19 protein-coding genes and 1 tRNA gene are annotated in these 18,672 nt (G+C 40.6%); 11 read left to right on the forward strand and 9 right to left on the reverse strand.

From position 1 onward, the window contains the following. Window positions 1-24: 24 nt before the first annotated feature. The 3 genes from fbaA to epd all read right to left on the reverse strand — a co-directional run bounded on the left by fbaA (window position 25) and on the right by epd (window position 3,429). Window positions 25-1,101: a class II fructose-bisphosphate aldolase gene (fbaA, locus tag ACGF49_RS03380; protein WP_113042311.1), complete on the reverse strand. Its 1,077-nt coding sequence runs from the start codon at window positions 1,099-1,101 to the stop codon at window positions 25-27. A gap of 62 nt (window positions 1,102-1,163) precedes the next feature. After that, on the reverse strand, window positions 1,164-2,327 hold the full coding sequence (pgk, locus tag ACGF49_RS03385) for a phosphoglycerate kinase (RefSeq protein ID WP_113042241.1): 1,164 nt from the start codon (window positions 2,325-2,327) through the stop codon (window positions 1,164-1,166). 82 nt (window positions 2,328-2,409) lie between these two features. Then, window positions 2,410-3,429: an erythrose-4-phosphate dehydrogenase gene (gene epd / locus ACGF49_RS03390; RefSeq protein ID WP_113042242.1), complete on the reverse strand. Its 1,020-nt coding sequence runs from the start codon at window positions 3,427-3,429 to the stop codon at window positions 2,410-2,412. Between the two features lie 389 nt (window positions 3,430-3,818). On the opposite strand from epd, the gene ACGF49_RS03395 reads away from it, so the two are divergent. Together ACGF49_RS03395 and ACGF49_RS03400 are read left to right on the forward strand one after the other, a co-directional pair. Continuing rightward, window positions 3,819-4,292, forward strand: coding sequence for a MarR family winged helix-turn-helix transcriptional regulator (locus ACGF49_RS03395; RefSeq protein WP_158536553.1), 474 nt, complete (start codon window positions 3,819-3,821; stop codon window positions 4,290-4,292). A gap of 333 nt (window positions 4,293-4,625) precedes the next feature. Further along, complete coding sequence (locus ACGF49_RS03400; protein ID WP_113042244.1) at window positions 4,626-4,997, forward strand: antibiotic biosynthesis monooxygenase; 372 nt, start codon at window positions 4,626-4,628, stop codon at window positions 4,995-4,997. A gap of 106 nt (window positions 4,998-5,103) precedes the next feature. On the opposite strand, the gene tkt is transcribed toward ACGF49_RS03400, so the two are convergent. After that, the gene (gene tkt, locus ACGF49_RS03405; protein WP_228902109.1) at window positions 5,104-7,098 is read right to left on the reverse strand and encodes a transketolase; all 1,995 of its coding nucleotides are present in this window, start codon (window positions 7,096-7,098) and stop codon (window positions 5,104-5,106) included. Between the two features lie 677 nt (window positions 7,099-7,775). On the opposite strand from tkt, the gene ACGF49_RS03410 reads away from it, so the two are divergent. The 5 genes from ACGF49_RS03410 (at window position 7,776) to ACGF49_RS03430 (ending at window position 10,847) form a co-directional block, all read left to right on the forward strand. Then, window positions 7,776-8,465 carry a PAS domain-containing protein gene (locus tag ACGF49_RS03410; RefSeq protein ID WP_387489653.1) on the forward strand — a complete coding sequence of 230 codons (690 nt, stop codon included), beginning with the start codon at window positions 7,776-7,778 and terminating at the stop codon, window positions 8,463-8,465. Window positions 8,466-8,525: 60 nt separating this feature from the next. Continuing rightward, entirely contained in the window at window positions 8,526-9,209 is a 684-nt protein-coding gene (locus tag ACGF49_RS03415) for a helix-turn-helix transcriptional regulator (protein WP_387489656.1), read from the forward strand. A gap of 17 nt (window positions 9,210-9,226) precedes the next feature. Beyond that, complete coding sequence (locus tag ACGF49_RS03420; RefSeq protein WP_228902105.1) at window positions 9,227-9,895, forward strand: PAS domain-containing protein; 669 nt, start codon at window positions 9,227-9,229, stop codon at window positions 9,893-9,895. A 482-nt stretch (window positions 9,896-10,377) separates the two neighbouring features. Then, the gene (locus tag ACGF49_RS03425; protein ID WP_113042249.1) at window positions 10,378-10,644 is read left to right on the forward strand and encodes a helix-turn-helix transcriptional regulator; all 267 of its coding nucleotides are present in this window, start codon (window positions 10,378-10,380) and stop codon (window positions 10,642-10,644) included. A gap of 59 nt (window positions 10,645-10,703) precedes the next feature. After that, the gene (locus ACGF49_RS03430; protein ID WP_228902103.1) at window positions 10,704-10,847 is read left to right on the forward strand and encodes a hypothetical protein; all 144 of its coding nucleotides are present in this window, start codon (window positions 10,704-10,706) and stop codon (window positions 10,845-10,847) included. Between the two features lie 37 nt (window positions 10,848-10,884). On the opposite strand, the gene ACGF49_RS03435 is transcribed toward ACGF49_RS03430, so the two are convergent. Continuing rightward, window positions 10,885-10,961 (reverse strand) — tRNA-Asp (locus ACGF49_RS03435). Between the two features lie 129 nt (window positions 10,962-11,090). After that, the gene (gene dnaQ, locus ACGF49_RS03440) at window positions 11,091-11,837 is read right to left on the reverse strand and encodes a DNA polymerase III subunit epsilon (protein WP_113042250.1); all 747 of its coding nucleotides are present in this window, start codon (window positions 11,835-11,837) and stop codon (window positions 11,091-11,093) included. A gap of 57 nt (window positions 11,838-11,894) precedes the next feature. Here dnaQ and rnhA point away from each other — a divergent pair, with 57 nt between their 5' ends. Continuing rightward, window positions 11,895-12,365, forward strand: a complete 471-nt coding sequence (gene rnhA, locus ACGF49_RS03445) for a ribonuclease HI (RefSeq protein ID WP_113042251.1) — start codon at window positions 11,895-11,897, stop codon at window positions 12,363-12,365. Here rnhA and ACGF49_RS03450 read toward each other — a convergent pair. Then, entirely contained in the window at window positions 12,362-13,078 is a 717-nt protein-coding gene (locus ACGF49_RS03450; RefSeq protein ID WP_113042252.1) for a class I SAM-dependent methyltransferase, read from the reverse strand. The two genes, rnhA and ACGF49_RS03450, sit on opposite strands and share 4 nt — an antisense overlap. A 32-nt stretch (window positions 13,079-13,110) precedes the next feature. Between ACGF49_RS03450 and gloB the strand changes: the two genes are divergently transcribed. The 3 genes from gloB to ACGF49_RS03465 all read left to right on the forward strand — a co-directional run bounded on the left by gloB (window position 13,111) and on the right by ACGF49_RS03465 (window position 17,030). Next, a complete protein-coding gene (gene gloB, locus ACGF49_RS03455; RefSeq protein ID WP_113042253.1) occupies window positions 13,111-13,863 on the forward strand; it encodes a hydroxyacylglutathione hydrolase in 753 nt (250 codons plus the stop codon). A gap of 71 nt (window positions 13,864-13,934) precedes the next feature. Then, window positions 13,935-15,296 (forward strand): murein transglycosylase D, encoded by a 1,362-nt coding sequence (gene mltD / locus ACGF49_RS03460; RefSeq protein WP_387489663.1) that lies wholly within the window; start codon window positions 13,935-13,937, stop codon window positions 15,294-15,296. A gap of 798 nt (window positions 15,297-16,094) precedes the next feature. Beyond that, on the forward strand, window positions 16,095-17,030 hold the full coding sequence (locus tag ACGF49_RS03465; RefSeq protein WP_228903254.1) for a 2OG-Fe(II) oxygenase family protein: 936 nt from the start codon (window positions 16,095-16,097) through the stop codon (window positions 17,028-17,030). A gap of 384 nt (window positions 17,031-17,414) precedes the next feature. On the opposite strand, the gene ACGF49_RS03470 is transcribed toward ACGF49_RS03465, so the two are convergent. Both ACGF49_RS03470 and ACGF49_RS03475 read right to left on the reverse strand, forming a co-directional pair. After that, the gene (locus ACGF49_RS03470; RefSeq protein ID WP_334223584.1) at window positions 17,415-17,903 is read right to left on the reverse strand and encodes an MFS transporter; all 489 of its coding nucleotides are present in this window, start codon (window positions 17,901-17,903) and stop codon (window positions 17,415-17,417) included. Between the two features lie 107 nt (window positions 17,904-18,010). Then, entirely contained in the window at window positions 18,011-18,655 is a 645-nt protein-coding gene (locus ACGF49_RS03475) for a hypothetical protein (protein WP_387489668.1), read from the reverse strand. Between the last annotated feature and the right edge of the window lie 17 nt (window positions 18,656-18,672).

Genomic DNA, 18,672 nt, shown 5'->3' on the forward strand with positions numbered 1-18,672 from the left:
ACTCAGAGGGAACGCTTTCACCCATTACAACACGTCAATCGCATTCAATTCTTTGAAAGCCTGTTCCAAGCGGGTAGTCATAGAAACCTGACCGGCACGCAGCCATACCCGTGGATCGTAGAATTTTTTATTAGGTTTATCCGCGCCTTCTGGATTGCCTAACTGGCCTTGCAGATAGCCTTCGTTCTTTTTGTAATAGTTGAGAATACCTTCCCAAGTCGCCCATTGGGTGTCAGTATCGATATTCATTTTCACAACGCCGTAACTGACCGCTTCTTTGATCTCTTCCTCGGTAGAACCGGAACCGCCGTGGAAAACAAAATCCAGGCTGTTATGTGGCAGATTGAATTTCTCAGAAACATAGTCTTGAGAGTTACGCAAAATTTTTGGCGTCAGTTTAACGTTACCCGGCTTATAAACACCGTGAACGTTACCGAAAGAAGCCGCAATAGTGAAACGTGGGCTGATAGCGTTCAGTTTCTCATAAGCATAAGCAACATCTTCCGGTTGAGTGTACAGAGCAGAGCTATCCATATGGCTGTTATCAACGCCATCTTCTTCCCCACCCGTACAACCCAACTCGATTTCCAGCGTCATATCGATTTTTGCCATACGAGCCAGATATTGGCCGCAAATCTCAATATTCTCTTCCAGAGATTCTTCTGACAGATCGATCATGTGAGAAGAGAATAAGGGCTTACCCGTCGCTGCGTAATGCTTTTCACCTGCATCTAACAGGCCATCAATCCACGGCAGCAATTTACGCGCACAGTGGTCAGTATGCAGGATCACAGGAACACCATAATATTCAGCCATCTGATGAACATGGTGAGCACCAGAAATTGAACCCAGAATAGCCGTTTGTTGACCTTCAGCTTTCAAACCTTTACCGGCCATAAAAGCAGCACCGCCGTTAGAGAACTGAATGATAACGGGAGAACGAACTTTGGCAGCAGCTTCCAACACGGCATTGATTGAATCAGTACCTACACAGTTGACCGCCGGTAAAGCAAAGTTGTTTTCTTTGGCTATAGCGAACACTTTTTGAACATCATCACCAGTGATGACACCCGGTTTTACGAAATCAAAAATTTTAGACATGTTACGTGGGTCCTGTTTAGAGCGGGCAGCCAGCCAATCGGCCACTACCCGTCATGACTTAATTACTGTTTTGCACGTTCTTCCAACATCACAACCGCAGGCAGTTTTTTCCCTTCCACGAACTCAAGGAAAGCACCACCACCCGTAGAGATATAAGAAATTTTGTCAGCAATACCGAACAAGTCGATCGCTGCCAGCGTATCGCCGCCACCGGCGATAGAGAAAGCATCACTATCCGCAATGGCACGCGCGACAATTTCAGTTCCTTGACGGAAATTAGGGAATTCAAATACACCAACCGGGCCATTCCATAGAATCGTTTTGGCGTTTTTCAGAATATCCGCCAGCCGTTGAGCAGATTCATCACCCAGATCGAGGATCTGCTCATCATCTTTAATATCGCGGGTAGATTTCAAGGTTGCTTCGGCTGTTTCAGAGAATTCTGTTGCCACACGAACATCGGTTGGCACCGGAATATCACAGCTTATCAGCAATTTCTTCGCTTCCGGGAGCAAGTCGTCTTCATAGAGAGAACGACCGACATTGTGGCCTTCCGCGGCAACAAAGGTATTTGCGATACCACCACCGACAATCAGTTGGTCAGCAATTTTAGACAGCGTATCCAGAACGGTCAGCTTGGTTGAAACCTTAGAACCCCCAACGATAGCCACCATTGGACGGGCTGGATTATCTAACGCTTTACCTAATGCCTCCAACTCTGCGGACAGCAAAGGACCGGCACAGGCCACAGGAGCAAATTTAGCCACTCCGTGAGTCGAAGCCTGTGCACGATGAGCAGTACCAAATGCATCCATGACATAAATATCACACAGGGAAGCGTATTTTTTAGCCAAGGTTTCGTCGTCTTTCTTCTCACCTTTATTAAAGCGAACATTCTCCAGCACAACCAGTTCACCATCCGCGACATCCACGCCTTCCAGATACTCTTTTTCCAGTCGAACGGGGGAAGATAATTTCTCTTCTAGATAGTCTACTACTGGTTTCAGCGAGAATTCTTCATGGTATTCGCCTTCAGTAGGGCGGCCAAGGTGAGAAGTGATCATGACTTTGGCACCCTGTTTTAATGCTGCCTCAATGGTCGGTAAGGAAGCACGGATACGCGCATCAGAGGTGACTTTGCCATCTTTTACCGGAACGTTCAGGTCAGCGCGGATCAAAACACGCTTACCCGCCAGATCTAAATCGGTCATCTTAATTACAGACATGGTGAATCCTCTCATTGATTCTCTAAATTATTTAATCTTGCGCCGTGTGCGGATCTATTATGGACCGTCGATCAACAACAGATCATTTGAAACCCATAGCAGCCATTGCTAACGTTGTATCCAACATTCGGTTAGCAAATCCCCACTCATTATCACACCAGACTAATGTCTTAATCAGATGTTGCCCACTGACTCGCGTTTGTGTGCCATCAACAATCGCGCTGTGGGGATCGTGGTTAAAATCCGTTGAGACTAACGGCAATTCGGTATAATCAACTATACCACGAAATGAAGTAGCTGCTGATTTTTGCATTAATTCGTTGATTTTCTTAACAGTTACTGAAGATTTTACCGTAACACTCAAATCGATAGCTGTAACGTTAATCGTTGGTACACGCACGGAGATAGCTTCAAAACGGTCACAGAACTTTGGAAAAATCCGGGTTATCCCTGCGGCCAGCTTAGTATCCACCGGAATGATAGACTGACTAGCAGCCCGAGTACGCCGTAAATCTTTGTGATAAGCATCAATCACCGGTTGATCATTCATTGAGGCATGAATGGTTGTCACTGTACCCGATTCAATCTCAAATTCATCATCCAATAATTTAATGATGGGAATAATGCAATTAGTGGTACAGGAAGCATTGGACACAATGCAATCCTCTGCTGTCAGTAAGTGCTGATTCACACCATAAACTACAGTCGCATCTAAATCATTACCCCCCGGATGAGCAAACAGCACTTTTTTGGCGCCACTGGCAAGATGTGCCTCGCCATCAGCTCTGCTGCCATAAATCCCACTGCAATCAAGAACAATATCAATCCCCAGTTCTTGCCAAGGCAACATCGATATATCAGGTTGATGAAACAAGCGAATATTATCATCACCAACCTGCAACACATCATTATTCAGACGCACATCCCAAGCAAAACGGCCGTGACTAGAATCATATTTCAGCAAGTGAGCAATTCCTTCGGCATCTGCCAGCTCATTAACAGCAATAACCGCAATTTCAGCTTGGCGCCCAGACTCATAAAGAGCACGTAAAATACTACGCCCTATTCTGCCGAAACCGTTTATTGCTACCTTAATTGTCATGTTACTCCCTGAATATAGTTATTACCACGCAACCGCTTAGAATAACCGACTCAATCACTCATGTACTGATTGTTTATCACAAAATTATTAAAACCAAGCACAAAAAACCGCTTCATATAACAAAATGAAACGATTCAGCTATAAATAATGAGGTTACGGGAAAAGGAAATTGATAGCAATAATAATCGAATAGTAATAGCAAAAAGTGATCAGACTACGAAGTGAAAATATCGAACTTTAAGCAAACAGAAAGAAACAATCCCACAGTTATTTACTCACAATTGCGACATTGATCATCAATATCACTTGTTGAAATATTGACATCTAATCTCAATAAGTGGAAACTGGTTGTCGTTTTTTGATGTATTTAAGGAATAAGGAAGTAAATCGTGTCAACCGAGAAAACTACAGCGTTTGAGGTATTCACTGAGATCACATTGGCGGTATTTCGGCTCAACGCCTTACTGCTCTCTAAAGGAGATCAGCTCGTTGCCCCATTGGGAATCACGAGTGCAAGATGGCAAGTACTTGGTGCGATTGCGCACGCACCACATCCACTTACCGCGCCTCAGATTGCCGCCGCAATGGGTATCACACGCCAAGGAGTGCAAAAGCAATTGAATCTCGGGCTGAGTTCAGGGATGGTGAAAACCATCACTAACCCTCGGCATGAACGCTCACCACACTATCAATTGACCGAGCTTGGTTGGCGTACTTTTGATGCGGCGATATCGCTGGAAGCTGAATGGGTCGGATCACTGGTGCAATCCTCTGATCCTAACGAGCTAAAAGTGACATTAAACACATTGATAAACCTAGAGACGAAGCTGGAAGAGTCACCAGTGCCAAATAGCGCTACATAAAATAGCACTACATAACATGACATAGCGCTACGGATTCGTTCGTTAATAACGACAAAGAACTACCAAACAGTTAAACGAAATACAACGTGGAAACAGCATCTCTACGTTGACATATTGTTGCCGTCAAAAGCCGCGTAAATCACGCGACTCGCCTCGGCAGGATAGCAATACAACATATACCCTATGGATTTCAAGATGCATCGCGACGGCAAAGGAGTGAATCCCCGGGAGCATAGATAACTATGTGACCGGGGTGAGCGAGTGCAGCCAACAAAGAGGCAACTTGAAAGATGACGGGTATAAACATAAACACATAATTTTCAGGAGATAAAAATGGTCAAGCTAGAAGAAATGGACACCCACGTAACCCTGCGGGAACAGTTATTTTCGAACACCGATGGCTCCATCGTGCTGGTGAACATATTTCATGTTGATCCCTCAATGGCTGACACCCTAATAGAAACCTGGAAGGAAGATGCAGAATATTTCCGGTCTAAGGTAGGACTGATTTCCGCACAATTACATCGCGGAATCGCTGGCAGTGGCACATTCATGAACTACGCCATTTGGGAGAATCTGGAGCGTTTCCGCGCCGCGTTCACGGACCCTGAATTCAAGGAGAAACTCGCCAAATATCCTGATGGGATTGTCGGTTCGCCTCACGTATTCCAAAAAGTAGCCGTCCCTGGAATTTGCGTGGCATAAGCCGAGGAAAACCGTCACAAATCCATCTTCAATAACGGCATCGTACAGAAAAAGAGCGCACCCGCTCAACATTTACCTCAGGTGCGCTCATTCATGAATTTACTCATTATTTCAGCAGAGCTTTAGCCTTAGCGACTACATTCTCTACAGTGAAACCAAACGTTTTAAACAGCTGATCAGCAGGTGCTGATTCACCAAATGTATTCATACCAACGATAGCGCCATTCATACCGACATATTTAAACCAGTAATCAGCGATACCCGCTTCGATTGCAACACGTGCAGAAACCGCAGCAGGCAAAACCGCTTCTCGGTATGCAGCATCTTGCTTATCAAAAGCATCAGTAGACGGCATGGAGACTACGCGCACCTGACGACCTTCCTCAATCAATTGATTGTAAGCCTCCACCGCCAATTCAATTTCTGAACCCGTTGCGATCAAAATCAGTTCTGGCTGTCCCTGACAATCTTTCAAGATGTAAGCCCCTTTCTCGATATTAGCCAACTGTTCAGCAGTACGTTCTTGCTGTGCCAGATTCTGACGAGAGAAAATAAGTGCTGATGGGCCTGCTTTACGATCGATAGCATATTTCCACGCCACCGCAGATTCAACCTGGTCACATGGGCGCCATGTGCTCAAATTTGGTGTCACACGCAAACTGGCAAGCTGTTCTACTGGCTGGTGAGTCGGACCATCTTCACCCAAACCAATTGAATCATGGGTATAAACAAAGATGCTGCGAATTTTCATCAATGCCGCCATACGCACTGCGTTACGGGCATATTCAACGAACATCAAGAAGGTTGCACCATAAGGCACAAAACCACCATGCAGAGCGATACCGTTCATAATGGCTGACATGCCAAATTCACGAACGCCATAATGGATGTAGTTACCTGCCAGATCTTCGTTCAACGGCTTAGAACCTGACCACATCGTGAGGTTACTTGGCGCCAAATCAGCAGATCCCCCCATAAATTCAGGCAACACCTTACCAAAAGCTTCCAAGGCATTCTGAGATGCTTTACGGCTGGCAATATTGGCCGGATTTTTTTGCAACTGTTCGATAAATGCTTTTGATTCAGCTTCCCAGTTTGCCGGTAATTCGCCACCGGTACGACGTTTGAATTCAGCAGCTAATTCAGGATACGCTTTTTCATAGGCAGAGAATTTTTCATTCCAAGCGGCTTGTTTCGCATTGCCAGCTTCTTTTGCATCCCACTCAGAATAGATTTCCGCTGGAACTTCAAATGCCGGATAATTCCAACCTAGCGCTTCACGAGTCGCAGCAATTTCCGCATCACCCAATGGCGCGCCATGAGAATCATGGGTCCCCGCTTTGGTTGGCGCACCAAAACCGATAATCGTTCTGCACATTAGCAGAGAAGGTTTATCAGTAACTTTACGTGCTTCTTCGATAGCAGCTTTAACTGAATCTGCATTATGACCATCAACACCGCGAATCACATGCCAACCATAAGCCTCAAAACGGCTTGCCGTATCATCTGTAAACCAGCCTTCAACATGACCATCAATGGAAATGCCGTTGTCATCATAGAAAGCAACCAACTTGCCTAGCTTTAACGTTCCTGCCAGAGAGCAAACCTCATGAGAAATGCCCTCCATCATGCAGCCATCACCCATAAAGACATAAGTATTATGGTCAACGATCTCATGACCAGGACGGTTAAATTGCGCGGCCAGAGTGCGTTCAGCAATCGCAAAACCTACTGCGTTGGCAATCCCCTGCCCTAAAGGACCTGTCGTAGTTTCTACGCCTGAAGTATAGCCATACTCAGGATGGCCTGGGGTTTTAGAGTGTAACTGACGGAAATTTTTCAGATCATCAACTGAAACATCATAACCGGTGAGATGCAACAGGCTATAAATCAGCATAGAACCATGACCGTTAGACAATACAAAACGATCACGATCGACCCAATGTGGATCAGTTGGGTTATGATTCAAATAATCACGCCATAAAACTTCAGCGATATCAGCCATTCCCATAGGCGCACCAGGGTGCCCTGATTTTGCTTTCTGCACAGCATCCATGCTCAGGAAGCGAATAGCATTAGCAAGGGTTTTACGAGTGGTCATTTTCTACTCCAAGTGGGATAAAAACGTTTAGGGGAATAATTTTCTCAGCACAGCGCACAAACCGCAATCTTTAAAGCCAAATATCAGGAAACTATCTTAATTTCATCTGAACGACAATTCTTTGATTTACCTTACTGTTCTACAATGAATTTCAGCATCATCAAAGTAATAAACAAACTCACTGTGCATATAAAGGGGTAAATTAATTAAACACAGCTATTAGTTGCAAATCAAGAGATAAAATAACCAATTAATAGAGACGACACATTCTTGATTTATGGCAATTTTCAGCGACTAAATTGATTGTTTATATTGTTCACAATTATAGGGCAATGTTCTCTTAATAATTTAATTTATCAAGAATGAATACGTAAAAAAAACACCAATCAAAAATCAATATTATTTTAATATCAACAAACAAATAAACAAATAAACAAATAAACAAATAAACAAATAAACAATTCAAAATAAAATAATACTTATGGTTATATTTTCTTATATAATAACATTTTTACCAAAAATAATAAGCAATTTAATTAACAGATATAGATAAAATAAAAAAATATTATTTTTTTGCGAATTAATTATTGCAATCCATTATACAATCAGGTTATTTTAAATAGAACACATAAAATAGACATACAGATGATTACTTAATTAACAACTAGGGCACTTTCATGTCAAATATCAAAAACAGACCAAATAATATCACTCCGCAATTAATTTACATGTGGGAAAAAAGTAATGAGCCGTGGGGCGCTAAAGATCGCCAATCAAAATTTATATACGCAAATCCTGCTTTTTACCAACTGCTCAATTTGCCTGAAGATTTCGATATTACAGGGCTTGCAACGGACGAATTACCTTCACCTATTGCAGAATATACAGAAGAACATTGTCGTCAGGATCAAAAAGTGATGCAAACCATGAAAACAGTCACTTCACTTGAGACTCACCTTTTTGGGGAAAATAAAGTCAAGCAAACCTATCTCTGTCATAAATACCCACTTTGTGATGAAAATGGGAACTGCATCGGCATCACGTTTCACATGTCCAAAGTCCAAAACTTTTCTACTGCTTACTATCATGAAAAATCATCTCCAGCGGCTTTGGAATTTACACCGCCTAACGACATACTAACCCAAACTGAATGGGAAGTTCTTTTTCTGGCCCTTCGCTCACCGGATGAAGAGAGTATCAGCGAAGAATTAATGATAAGCACAGAAGATACCATTAATCATATTCAGTCAATTTATCAAAAATTTAATCTACCGCTGCATATAAAATTAGAAGATTTCTGCAAAGAAAATAAGTTTGACCTATATATTCCAGAAAGATTCGTCACTATTGGCAGCCAAGAGTTGTAAGTTTCTATTAATTCAAATCTAAAACCCAGATATTTTTCTAATAATGATAGGAATTATGTTGTGATCTATAACAAATTAACCGTATCGCCTCAAATTATTAATCTAATGGAAACCAGTCATGAACCCTGGGGTATAAAAGATCAAAACTCCCGTTTTGTTTATGAAAACAAGGCAATGGCTATGTTGCGCGATCTTCCCCGTGGTTTTAATGTAGAAGGACGTCTAGACAATGATCTACCTTGGGAAGGAGCCGCTTTTGCAGAACAATTTCAGATCCATGACAGAGCAGTAATGCAAGCAGAACAAAGAATCTGTTCATTAGAAACCCATTTATATGGTAAAGAAAAACTACTTTCTTCCTATTTCTTTGAAAAATTTCCCTTTTATAATGGGGATAATCAATGTGTCGGCGTTATTTTTCATGCCTGGAAAGCCGAAGCCTTTTCTCTGACACGCTTTTTTCATGGTAAACTGCCAGCTTCTATCATGTTCCAGCCACCTTCTGAGCTATTTACTCAACGGGAATGGGATGTCATTTTTCTATTTCTACAGAGATATACCAGTAAACAAATCGGTCGAATACTGAATATCTCTTACCGCACGGTAGAAACGCATATGTTACGGATATACAAGAAAATTAGTATTAACTCTGGTCAACAGTTGGATGAATACTGCCGCCTTAATGATTTTGATCTCTATGTTCCTGAGAGATTTTTAAAACCGGGAAGTAAAATGTTTATATAATGTGGTAAATAAAACAGATGAAAACAGCAAATAACATATCAGCACAAATAATAAACACCATAAAAAATAGCCATGACCCTTGGGGAATTAAAGATAAAAGCACTTGCTTTATTTATGAAAATAAAGCAATGGCTATGCTACAAGATATCCCACTTAATTTAAACGTCGAAGGGCGTTTTGATTGTGAATTACCTTGGGCAGGAGCAATCTTTGAAGAGCAATTTCAACGACATGACAGAACTGTCATGCGTTTGGAAAAAAGTATATGCTCATTAGAGACACATAGGTTTGGCAAAGAAAAACATCTTTCTTCCTATTTTTTCGAGAAATTCCCATTTTATAATGAAGATAATGAATGTATTGGCATTATTTTTCATGGACGGAAAGCAGAAGCGCTTGCTTTAAAAGAATTTTTCAATGGGAAACTACCGCCTTCCATTATGTTTTGTTCTCCCTCGGAACAATTTTCCCAACAAGAATGGGAAATTATTTTTCTATTTCTGGCAAAACACAGCAAAAGGGAAATCAGTGAGAGACTCAATATTCCTTATCAATCGGTAAAAGACCAGATAGAAAAAACATATCAAAAACTAAAAATTAACTCTGATTCTCAATTTGAGGAGTACTGCCGTATGAATAATTTTAACCTTTATATACCAGAGAGATTTTTATTCCCTTATTCATAAAAATCATCTTTATATTCAAGTTATGATAAGACGATAACATTATAAAATCCAACTATAAATATATAAGAAATTTGATTATTACCACGACTCAACCAGATGATATATGGAATAGAATTTCGGGTCGTGGCTTATAAAAAAATAAGCAATTTCACTGCATTTATTATGTGAATACAAAATCATTAATAAATTGTATGAAAAACAGAGTGAAAATATTCGTCGGAAATTATTAGTTATTTAAGTTATTAAACTAATAATATTTTTCAAATAAAATAATAATACTCTTTACATCCAGAAAAAACACCTTCAATATATAGGTCATATTTTGCTATAAAACAATCGATACCATTATTCAGTATTATCTCCGATAGCCAATTCAATTAATCTTCATTGATAATCTGCACCTAATTACTACCAAACAGCAAGACATTGATAATTTATCTATTATCAATGTTTTTCTCACAATTAAAATCTGGAGATTATTTATGGATATTCAAGACTGGCATCCGGCAGATATTATTGCAGCACTGAGAAAACAAGGAACAAATCTTTCAGCCGTTTCCCGAAAAGCCGGATTAGCATCATCAACATTGAGTAATGCATTACATCGCCCGTGGCCGAAGGGAGAAGCATTAATTGCCACTGAATTGGGTTTACATCCATCGGATATTTGGCCATCACGCTATAAACCTGGCAAAGAAAATAAATTCCTAATAAGGATTGCAGAAACAAGCGCTATAGAAAGCTGGTAGCGTCTCTATGTCTTATTTCAATGCAATTTCATCATTGTCTATTATCGAGAGATTACTGAATGATATATACCCAATGGATTTCAAGATGCATCGCGACGGCAAGGGAGCGAATCCCCGGGAGCATAGATAACGATGTGACCGGGGTGAGTGAGTGCAGCCAACAAAGAGGCAACTTGAAGGATGACGGGTATAAGTACAAATGAAAAAGCCCCGGGCAACTACCCAGGGCTTCGGAATCTTTGGCGGTGCGGACGGGACTCGAACCCGCGACCCCCGGCGTGACAGGCCGGTATTCTAACCGACTGAACTACCGCACCGCGCAGTGTTCTGGTTGAGAACGAGGTGAATATTACGAATCCAAGATCATTCCGTCAATATTTTTTATAACAAAGTGACGCGCCTGATCAACTTTTCACCCAAAAAGGTAATTTATCTGCAATTTTATATTAGCTTTGTCCAGAATTCATACGCCATAAACAGCTCCCGCCTTTCTTCTCCACTAAATCCAACCTGGATTCATGTGCCGCAAGCTCTTCATCCGTTGCATAAATAACTTTTAATGCCGTTTGAGACCGGGTAATACGCTGTATTTCAGAAACATTCGCACCACCAGCAACCTCCCCTTCCATTGAAAAGGCAAGAGAAGTCTGCCCGCCTGTCATTATCAAATAGACATCAGACAATATCTCAGCATCGAGTAACGCCCCATGTAAGGTTCGTTTAGAATTGTCTATATCATAACGATCACATAACGCATTAAGGTTATTTCTTTTCCCCGGAAATAACCCTCTTGCAAGTTGTAAGCTATCAGTAATCTTGCAAAAATCCGCAGTTGGCGGAATATCACGATTCAGCTTGCCAAACTCATAATCGATAAAGCCGATATCGAAGGGAGCATTATGGATAATCAATTCAGCACCGCGAATAAATTCAATAAACTCATCTACAATGTCAGCAAACAGCGGCTTATCCTGCAAAAATTCATCACTGATCCCATGCACTTCAAATGCTTCAGGATCGACCAATCTATCCGGCCGAATGTAGACATGAAAATGGCGACCCGTTAAACGACGGTTAACAAGCTCCACGGCCCCAATTTCAATAATTTCGTGTCCTTCATAGTGAACACCTAATTTATTCATACCAGTCGTTTCGGTATCAAGGACAACTTGTCGTGTAATTACAGTGCTCATAATGCCTTTTTGTGTCAGACTTAGGGTTTTGAATTGAATAAGAAGAGTCTACCAGATATGAGCAAACAGGTAGAAATTTTCACCGATGGATCTTGTCTCGGCAATCCGGGGCCAGGGGGCTACGGTGTATTATTACGTTATCAACAACACGAAAAAACCCTTAGCGAAGGTTTTTATCATACAACAAACAACAGAATGGAGCTCATGGCAGCAATTATTGGCCTGGAAACGCTGACTCGCCCTTGCAAAATTGTCTTAACCACCGACAGCCAATATGTGCGTCAAGGCATTACACAATGGATCCATAACTGGAAAAAACGCGGCTGGCGTAAAGCAGATAAATCTCCTGTCAGCAATGTCGATTTATGGCAGCGTCTCGATCAAGCCATTAGCCACCATGACATTGATTGGCAATGGGTCAAAGGCCACGCCGGACATGATGAAAATGAGCGTTGTGATGAACTGGCCCGTGCCGCAGCAAACTCACCAACAGAAACTGACACGGGATATCTCGAAAATAGAGATTAATTACGCTTTCGGTAACATTTTGTTACGCCAACGGCATTGCCCAATTTAGGTTTTAATCGCGTCACTTTTCTCTGACTTAGTGTTAATGGCAGTGTGCGCTTGCGGGCAATAATCAGACTGACACAGCCTAATACAGACAAGTGCCGATTAGAAAAACCTGTTTCATTTCGCCAGGGCAATACTTGAAAGCTGTCACGATACACCACTTCATAATTAAGCAAGCTCAACCAATCAAGTTGGCGCATCATGGAAAACATCCGGCTGCAATAGGGTTGATGACGCCATAATCCCGGAACTAATTTCCCCAAACCAAGCAGACTCAATGAATTAAAACCACTGATAATAAGCCAACCATCATCAATCATCACCCGGTCAACTTCCCGTAAAAGACGATGGGGATCAGCGCTGTAAGCCAGCATATGACTCAGTAAGCAAGCATCAACAGACTTTTCTTCAAACGGCAGATGGTAAGGATCGCTAATCACCTGCATATTCTTGCCTTCCTTACCTACATTAATCTGATTAAAAATCGGACAGACATGACTGTCAATTTCAGCACTCAAATTACCGACTTTCAACAGATGGAAACCAAATATTTTCGGCCACCAGGGTTGTAATTGGTGCTCCAAAGCGGCACGGTAATACTCCCCCCAAGGTAAATCAGCCCAAGAAGCCGGGGGATTTATATTCTGTATTGTATGTGCAGATTTCATAGCTATAACCCGCTGTTAATAAGAGGTATACAATGGAGCTTATCAGCATTCCGGCCCTTTCAGATAATTACATTTGGTTACTTTGTGATGAGAATAGACATGTTGTAATCGTTGATCCGGCAGAATCACAACCGGTTCTTGATACCTTGGAATCTCGCGGCTGGATACCCGATGCAATTTTACTTACCCATCATCATCACGATCATGTTGGTGGCGTCCCTGGAATTATTGATCAATTCCCTGAGCTACTAGTATACGGCCCAGCAGAAACCCAGAGCAAAGGTGCCACCATGATAGTATGTGGCGGTGATAGCATCAATTTCGGTCATTTTTCTTTCCAGATCATCGATGTTCCAGGCCATACTCTGGGGCACATTGCTTTTTATCAAGCGCCTTATCTCTTTTGTGGGGATACCTTGTTCTCTGGTGGCTGTGGACGTCTCTTTGAAGGCACCGCTGAGCAGATGTATACATCTATCGGAAAAATAGCTGAGCTGCCCGATGATACACTGATCTGTTGCGCCCATGAATATACCGTTTCTAATATGAAATTTGCTTATACTGTTTTACCCAATCAGACTATTAGCGAATATCAGCAAAAAGTAATCAGAATGAGGGAAAATAATCAACCAACAACACCAACCACATTACAAACTGAGAAAAAAATCAATATTTTCTTAAAATGTGATGATATTGATTTACAAAGAAATATTGGAATTACACCCAACACTCAACCGCTTTCCGCCGTTTTCCGTCAACTAAGAAGACAAAAAGATCAATTTTGATTTGGAGAGTTGCTATATCAAACCAAGATAAGTATTATTGGTCGTCTTTTAAGCGACCATAAAAATTAATTATGAAGACAAAAGCGATTCTGTTCGCATCTGTCTTGCTGGTTGGCTGTCAATCAGGGCCTGATTGGTCGACGACAGCCGGACAACGGGCACAGAATTCGTCTTCAACGAGTCTAAAGACAGGCAAGATAGCAACTGATGATACCAATCAGCGTGCTGCCTACTGGGGAGAGGATGATTCTGGCGCTCAGCGTGAGCTGTGGGGATACATCCGTGATGAGTTGAAGATGAAGATCCCTGATAACTACAGGGTACGTGAACAACGAAATTATTACCTGAAAAACAAGAGCTATCTCCACGATGTAACTTTACGGGCTGAACCGTATATGTACTGGATAGTCAGGCAGATCAAGCAGCGCGATATGCCGATGGAACTGGTACTGGTACCCATAGTGGAGAGTGCTTTTAACCCGCATGCTACCTCACACGCTAAGGCCGCTGGTCTGTGGCAGATTATCCCGGATACGGGTCGCAATTACGGTCTTACTCAGGATAAATGGTACGACGCACGTCGGGATGTTGCCGCATCAACAACTGCCGCCCTGAATCTGTTACAACGCCTGAATAAAATGTTCAATGGTGACTGGTTATTGACTATTGCTGCATATAACAGCGGCGAAGGCCGTGTTATGCGCGCAATAAAAGAAAACCAAGTAAAAGGCAAGCCAACGGATTTCTGGTCATTATCACTACCACGGGAGACCTCGCTCTATGTACCTAAAGTTCTGGCACTCAGTGATGTCATCCGTAACAGTGATAAATATGGCATTACGCTGCCAAAATCCAATAATCAGCGGGCGCTTGATCAGGTTGATGTCGGTCAACAAATCACGCTGTCTCAAGCCGCAGAACTGGCGGGCATGTCCCTGACATCAATTAAAGCCTACAACCCTGGGTATAAGCGAGGAGTGACATCGCCGAACGGTCCACATTACATCATGCTGCCAAAGGCAAAAGTTGATCAGTTTAAAAACTCGCTGGCAAATAAAACAGTTCTGAGCAATATTCGTCAAGAAGTTGCTAAAAACAACCGCCGACTGAGTAAACAAAGCCAATATAAAGTTCGTTCAGGTGATACATTATCTGCTATTGCAAAGCGGTTTAATGTTTCCACCCGTGAATTGCAACGCATGAATAATCTGAGAACCGCCAGATTGTTAAAAATTGGACAAATATTAAGGGTAAATAATGACAATGCTATTATTTACCGTGTACGCCAAGGCGACTCAATTGCCAGTATTGCTAAACGCCATGGTATCAACATTAAGGATTTAATGAACTGGAACGATGGTATAAAAACAACAGATATCAAGCCAGGAATTGAACTAACGCTTTATATCAATGAATATTATGATGAAGCATAAAACTTTTCCTGCAACTATTTGTTGTTAAATAAATATAATAGACGGCCCTCTCTTAGGGCCATTTCCCCTATTAAGTAAAATAAAACGAATCGATGAAAATCACATAACCAATTGATAAATATAATATTAAACCATTAAAATCGGATTAATTATCAATATCGCCATGATGTTAAACATGCTATTTAAGCAATAGCATTTAAATAATATATACCCTATGGATTTCAAGATGCATCGCGACGGCAAGGGAGCGAATCCCCGGGAGCATAGATAACTATGTGACCGGGGTGAGAGAGCGCAGCCAACAAAGAGGCAACTTGAAAGATAACGGGTATACAATATAATCACGATAAAATATTAATTACAGGACTTAATGAGAGTTATAAAAATATCATTGGTAAACTATCACATTTAATAACAAATAATAAAAGCAATAAAACATCATCAAGTAATTTATAAAACTTTCATATTAACAATCGATTAAAAAAACATGACTCTATTATCGCTATTTATATTTTCATTATTTTTCATATATAAGCCATCAAATTCTTGTAATATTCAAAAAGTCAGCTAGGATAGTTAGTGACCAATATTAATTACTTTGCCGAATAGTTACTTAGGATTTTAATCAATAAACTTGTTGATATAATTATCCAAATTCTAATAAAACGAAAAAAAAAGATTAATACACTATAAGAAAACAATATAAGAATAAGCACCAAATGTAATATCGGCAATATACATTCCCGAGATACAAAAAAATAAACAAAAGTTCTGTTACCACAACTAAGGACTATCATTATGACAACATCATCAACAATGCGAACGCCAATCAAGCTACCACCAATGCCATCAGAAAGCGAAGCCTCAAAAACATATAAATCAGCAGACATGGCACGCTCCTATCTAGAGGGAGATGATCTTATTTTTACTGACAACGACGGCTTTAATCGAGCCCTCCGGGATGGTTTTTTCCTTCTGAAAGCACCACCATATATGGATTTTGAATATGGTGATCGATTTGCATACCACTTCTTTGAACCCGCCACAGAAGGTGACCTTCGACCCTATACGGGATTCAAATCATATACTTTTTCCAACGAATACGAAGGTTATTTCAACAGAGAACATGATCAATGGGAACAGTTCCGCCTCGAACGGGAACACTGGAACCTCATGCCATCAGAGGTCGCCACACTGGGTCACCATATGGCACACGTCGGTATATGTGTACTACGTTCCGTGTTAACTTATATTGGCATTCCTCGTCGTGACTGGGAACTCATTACTAATGGTATTTCAGAAGGGCTAAGAAACCAGATGTTATCGTTTAACCACTTCCGATCAGAGAAAGCCACCCGAGGCTCTAAATTTCATCGGGATTCAGGATGGGTGACAGTTTTAAGATCAACTGAACGTGGCCTTCTTGCCTATATAAATGATGAGCTTTTAGCTATTGATCCTGTTCCAGGATACCTAATAATTAACTTTGGTAGTTCGATCGAAGTGCTGACAGAAAATTTAACCCCGAATGTTCGAGCCAATATACATGGCGTTGCTCGCACAGAAAGAAATGGGCAACGCGATAGAATGTCGTATGTCATGTTTTTAGTTAGCGATCTGGCTGGTAATGTCTACAAATATGGTCCCAGCGGCCCCATCAAAGTTCAATCCGTTAAAGAGTTTGTTATCCAGGAAGCGAGTCGAACATACGATGATGATAATGACACTTTGTAGATATTCTTACTGCCTATCTCAATAGGGCTATTTTATTTGCCCTTCTTTGCCATAAAGAGCGAACCTGGGCAGTGCTCAAAATCCTCACGTACTACGTGTACGCTCCGGTTTTTCCGCGCTGTCCGTGTTCACTGTTCATTGATAAGAATGGCCTGCAACAATTACGCCTATTGAGATAGGCTCTTAGCACAATAAATCAAGGTTATAACGCAGATCTGAGCTGACAGATACCTTATTATCAGTATCTGTCATATCGATTCAAAGCTAATTCAGATAAAATTTTTTGAAATAATTTAATAATAATTGCTATTGTCGGAATTAGACTTTCTAAAATTGTGTTTTTTGTTCACTGGGTTCCCACAATAATCAAAGGGTAAAACTGTGTCATGACGTGGATTTACGATTTATTAAAATAACCACAATTATAGTTGAAAAAACACCTATAAATGTTGTGAAAAAAACGATGCTTATGGAAAAAAGATAAGATATAGTGGAACCTATCAAAGGGCCAATAAACATGGAAAAACCAACAGAAATTGACGTTAAGCCAAATATTTTAGCCGAGTTATCATTAGTTGCGAATTTCTGCATAAAAATGGTAACAATAATATTATTCATAGACGATCCTATTCCTATTATTGCCATTGCTAAAAATATAAAAAATAAATTGATTTTATCAGGAAATAAATTGTTAAATTGATTTGTTATTCCTATTAAAAGATACCCTGTTCCCCACAAAAAGAATGAAAATAACATAATATTTAAAGATATGTTAATCCTATACTTTCCAAATACTAAACCAATTAAAACACCTGAAACACCAGAAAGACACATAGCAAAACTATAATAGCTGCCATTTAATCCCTGCTCCATAAAGCTAAGAGCTATTAAGCTATCTGATAGATAGCCAAAACAAGTTATACCCGTTATCTTTCAAGTTGCCTCTTTGTTGGCTGCACTCGTTCACCCCGGTCACATAGTTACCTATGCTCCCGGGGATTCACTCCCTTGCCGTCGCGATGCATCTTGAAATCCATAGGGTATAAAGTGGAAATAACAATAAATGAAAACAATATTTTATTGTCTTTCATTATATTAAAGTAATTAATTAGTGATATCTTGTTTTTTTTGCGATTAACATTGATCAACGGTTCTGAAACAAAAATATATAAGACTGCTGAAATAAAATAAAGGATTGATATTAAAATAAGAATCTGTTTTGTTGAGTAATAAATGAGAACAAAACCTAAAAATAACGGGGCCAACATTTTATATATTTGAAATAAAACCTGCCAATAACTAAAGTTTTTTTCAAATTGATTGGTTGATATGTTTTTTAATATTTTAAAATTAGAAGGTCCTAAAAATAAACGAAGGATGTTTTTAATAAAAGAATAAAGAATATATATATTAATGTCATCAATATTGTATTGAAAAGTGGTAATAACACCGCAAAGTACCGTCGTTTTGGCAATACGAGCAGGCCCTAATAAAGGTATGGTTCTGGCCTTTGCAGAAACATTCAATAATCTGGGGATTTTGTGCTTAGTGCCATTAGCCACTATCGGGTTAGTCGCAGGAAGTTCAAGCACAGCAATGGCCGTGCTATTCGTCGGATTGGTCATCGGTCTTACATTGACAA

Origin of the sequence: Photorhabdus sp. RM96S, from assembly GCF_042879335.1 — a bacterium.
Taxonomy (GTDB): domain Bacteria; phylum Pseudomonadota; class Gammaproteobacteria; order Enterobacterales; family Enterobacteriaceae; genus Photorhabdus; species Photorhabdus kayaii.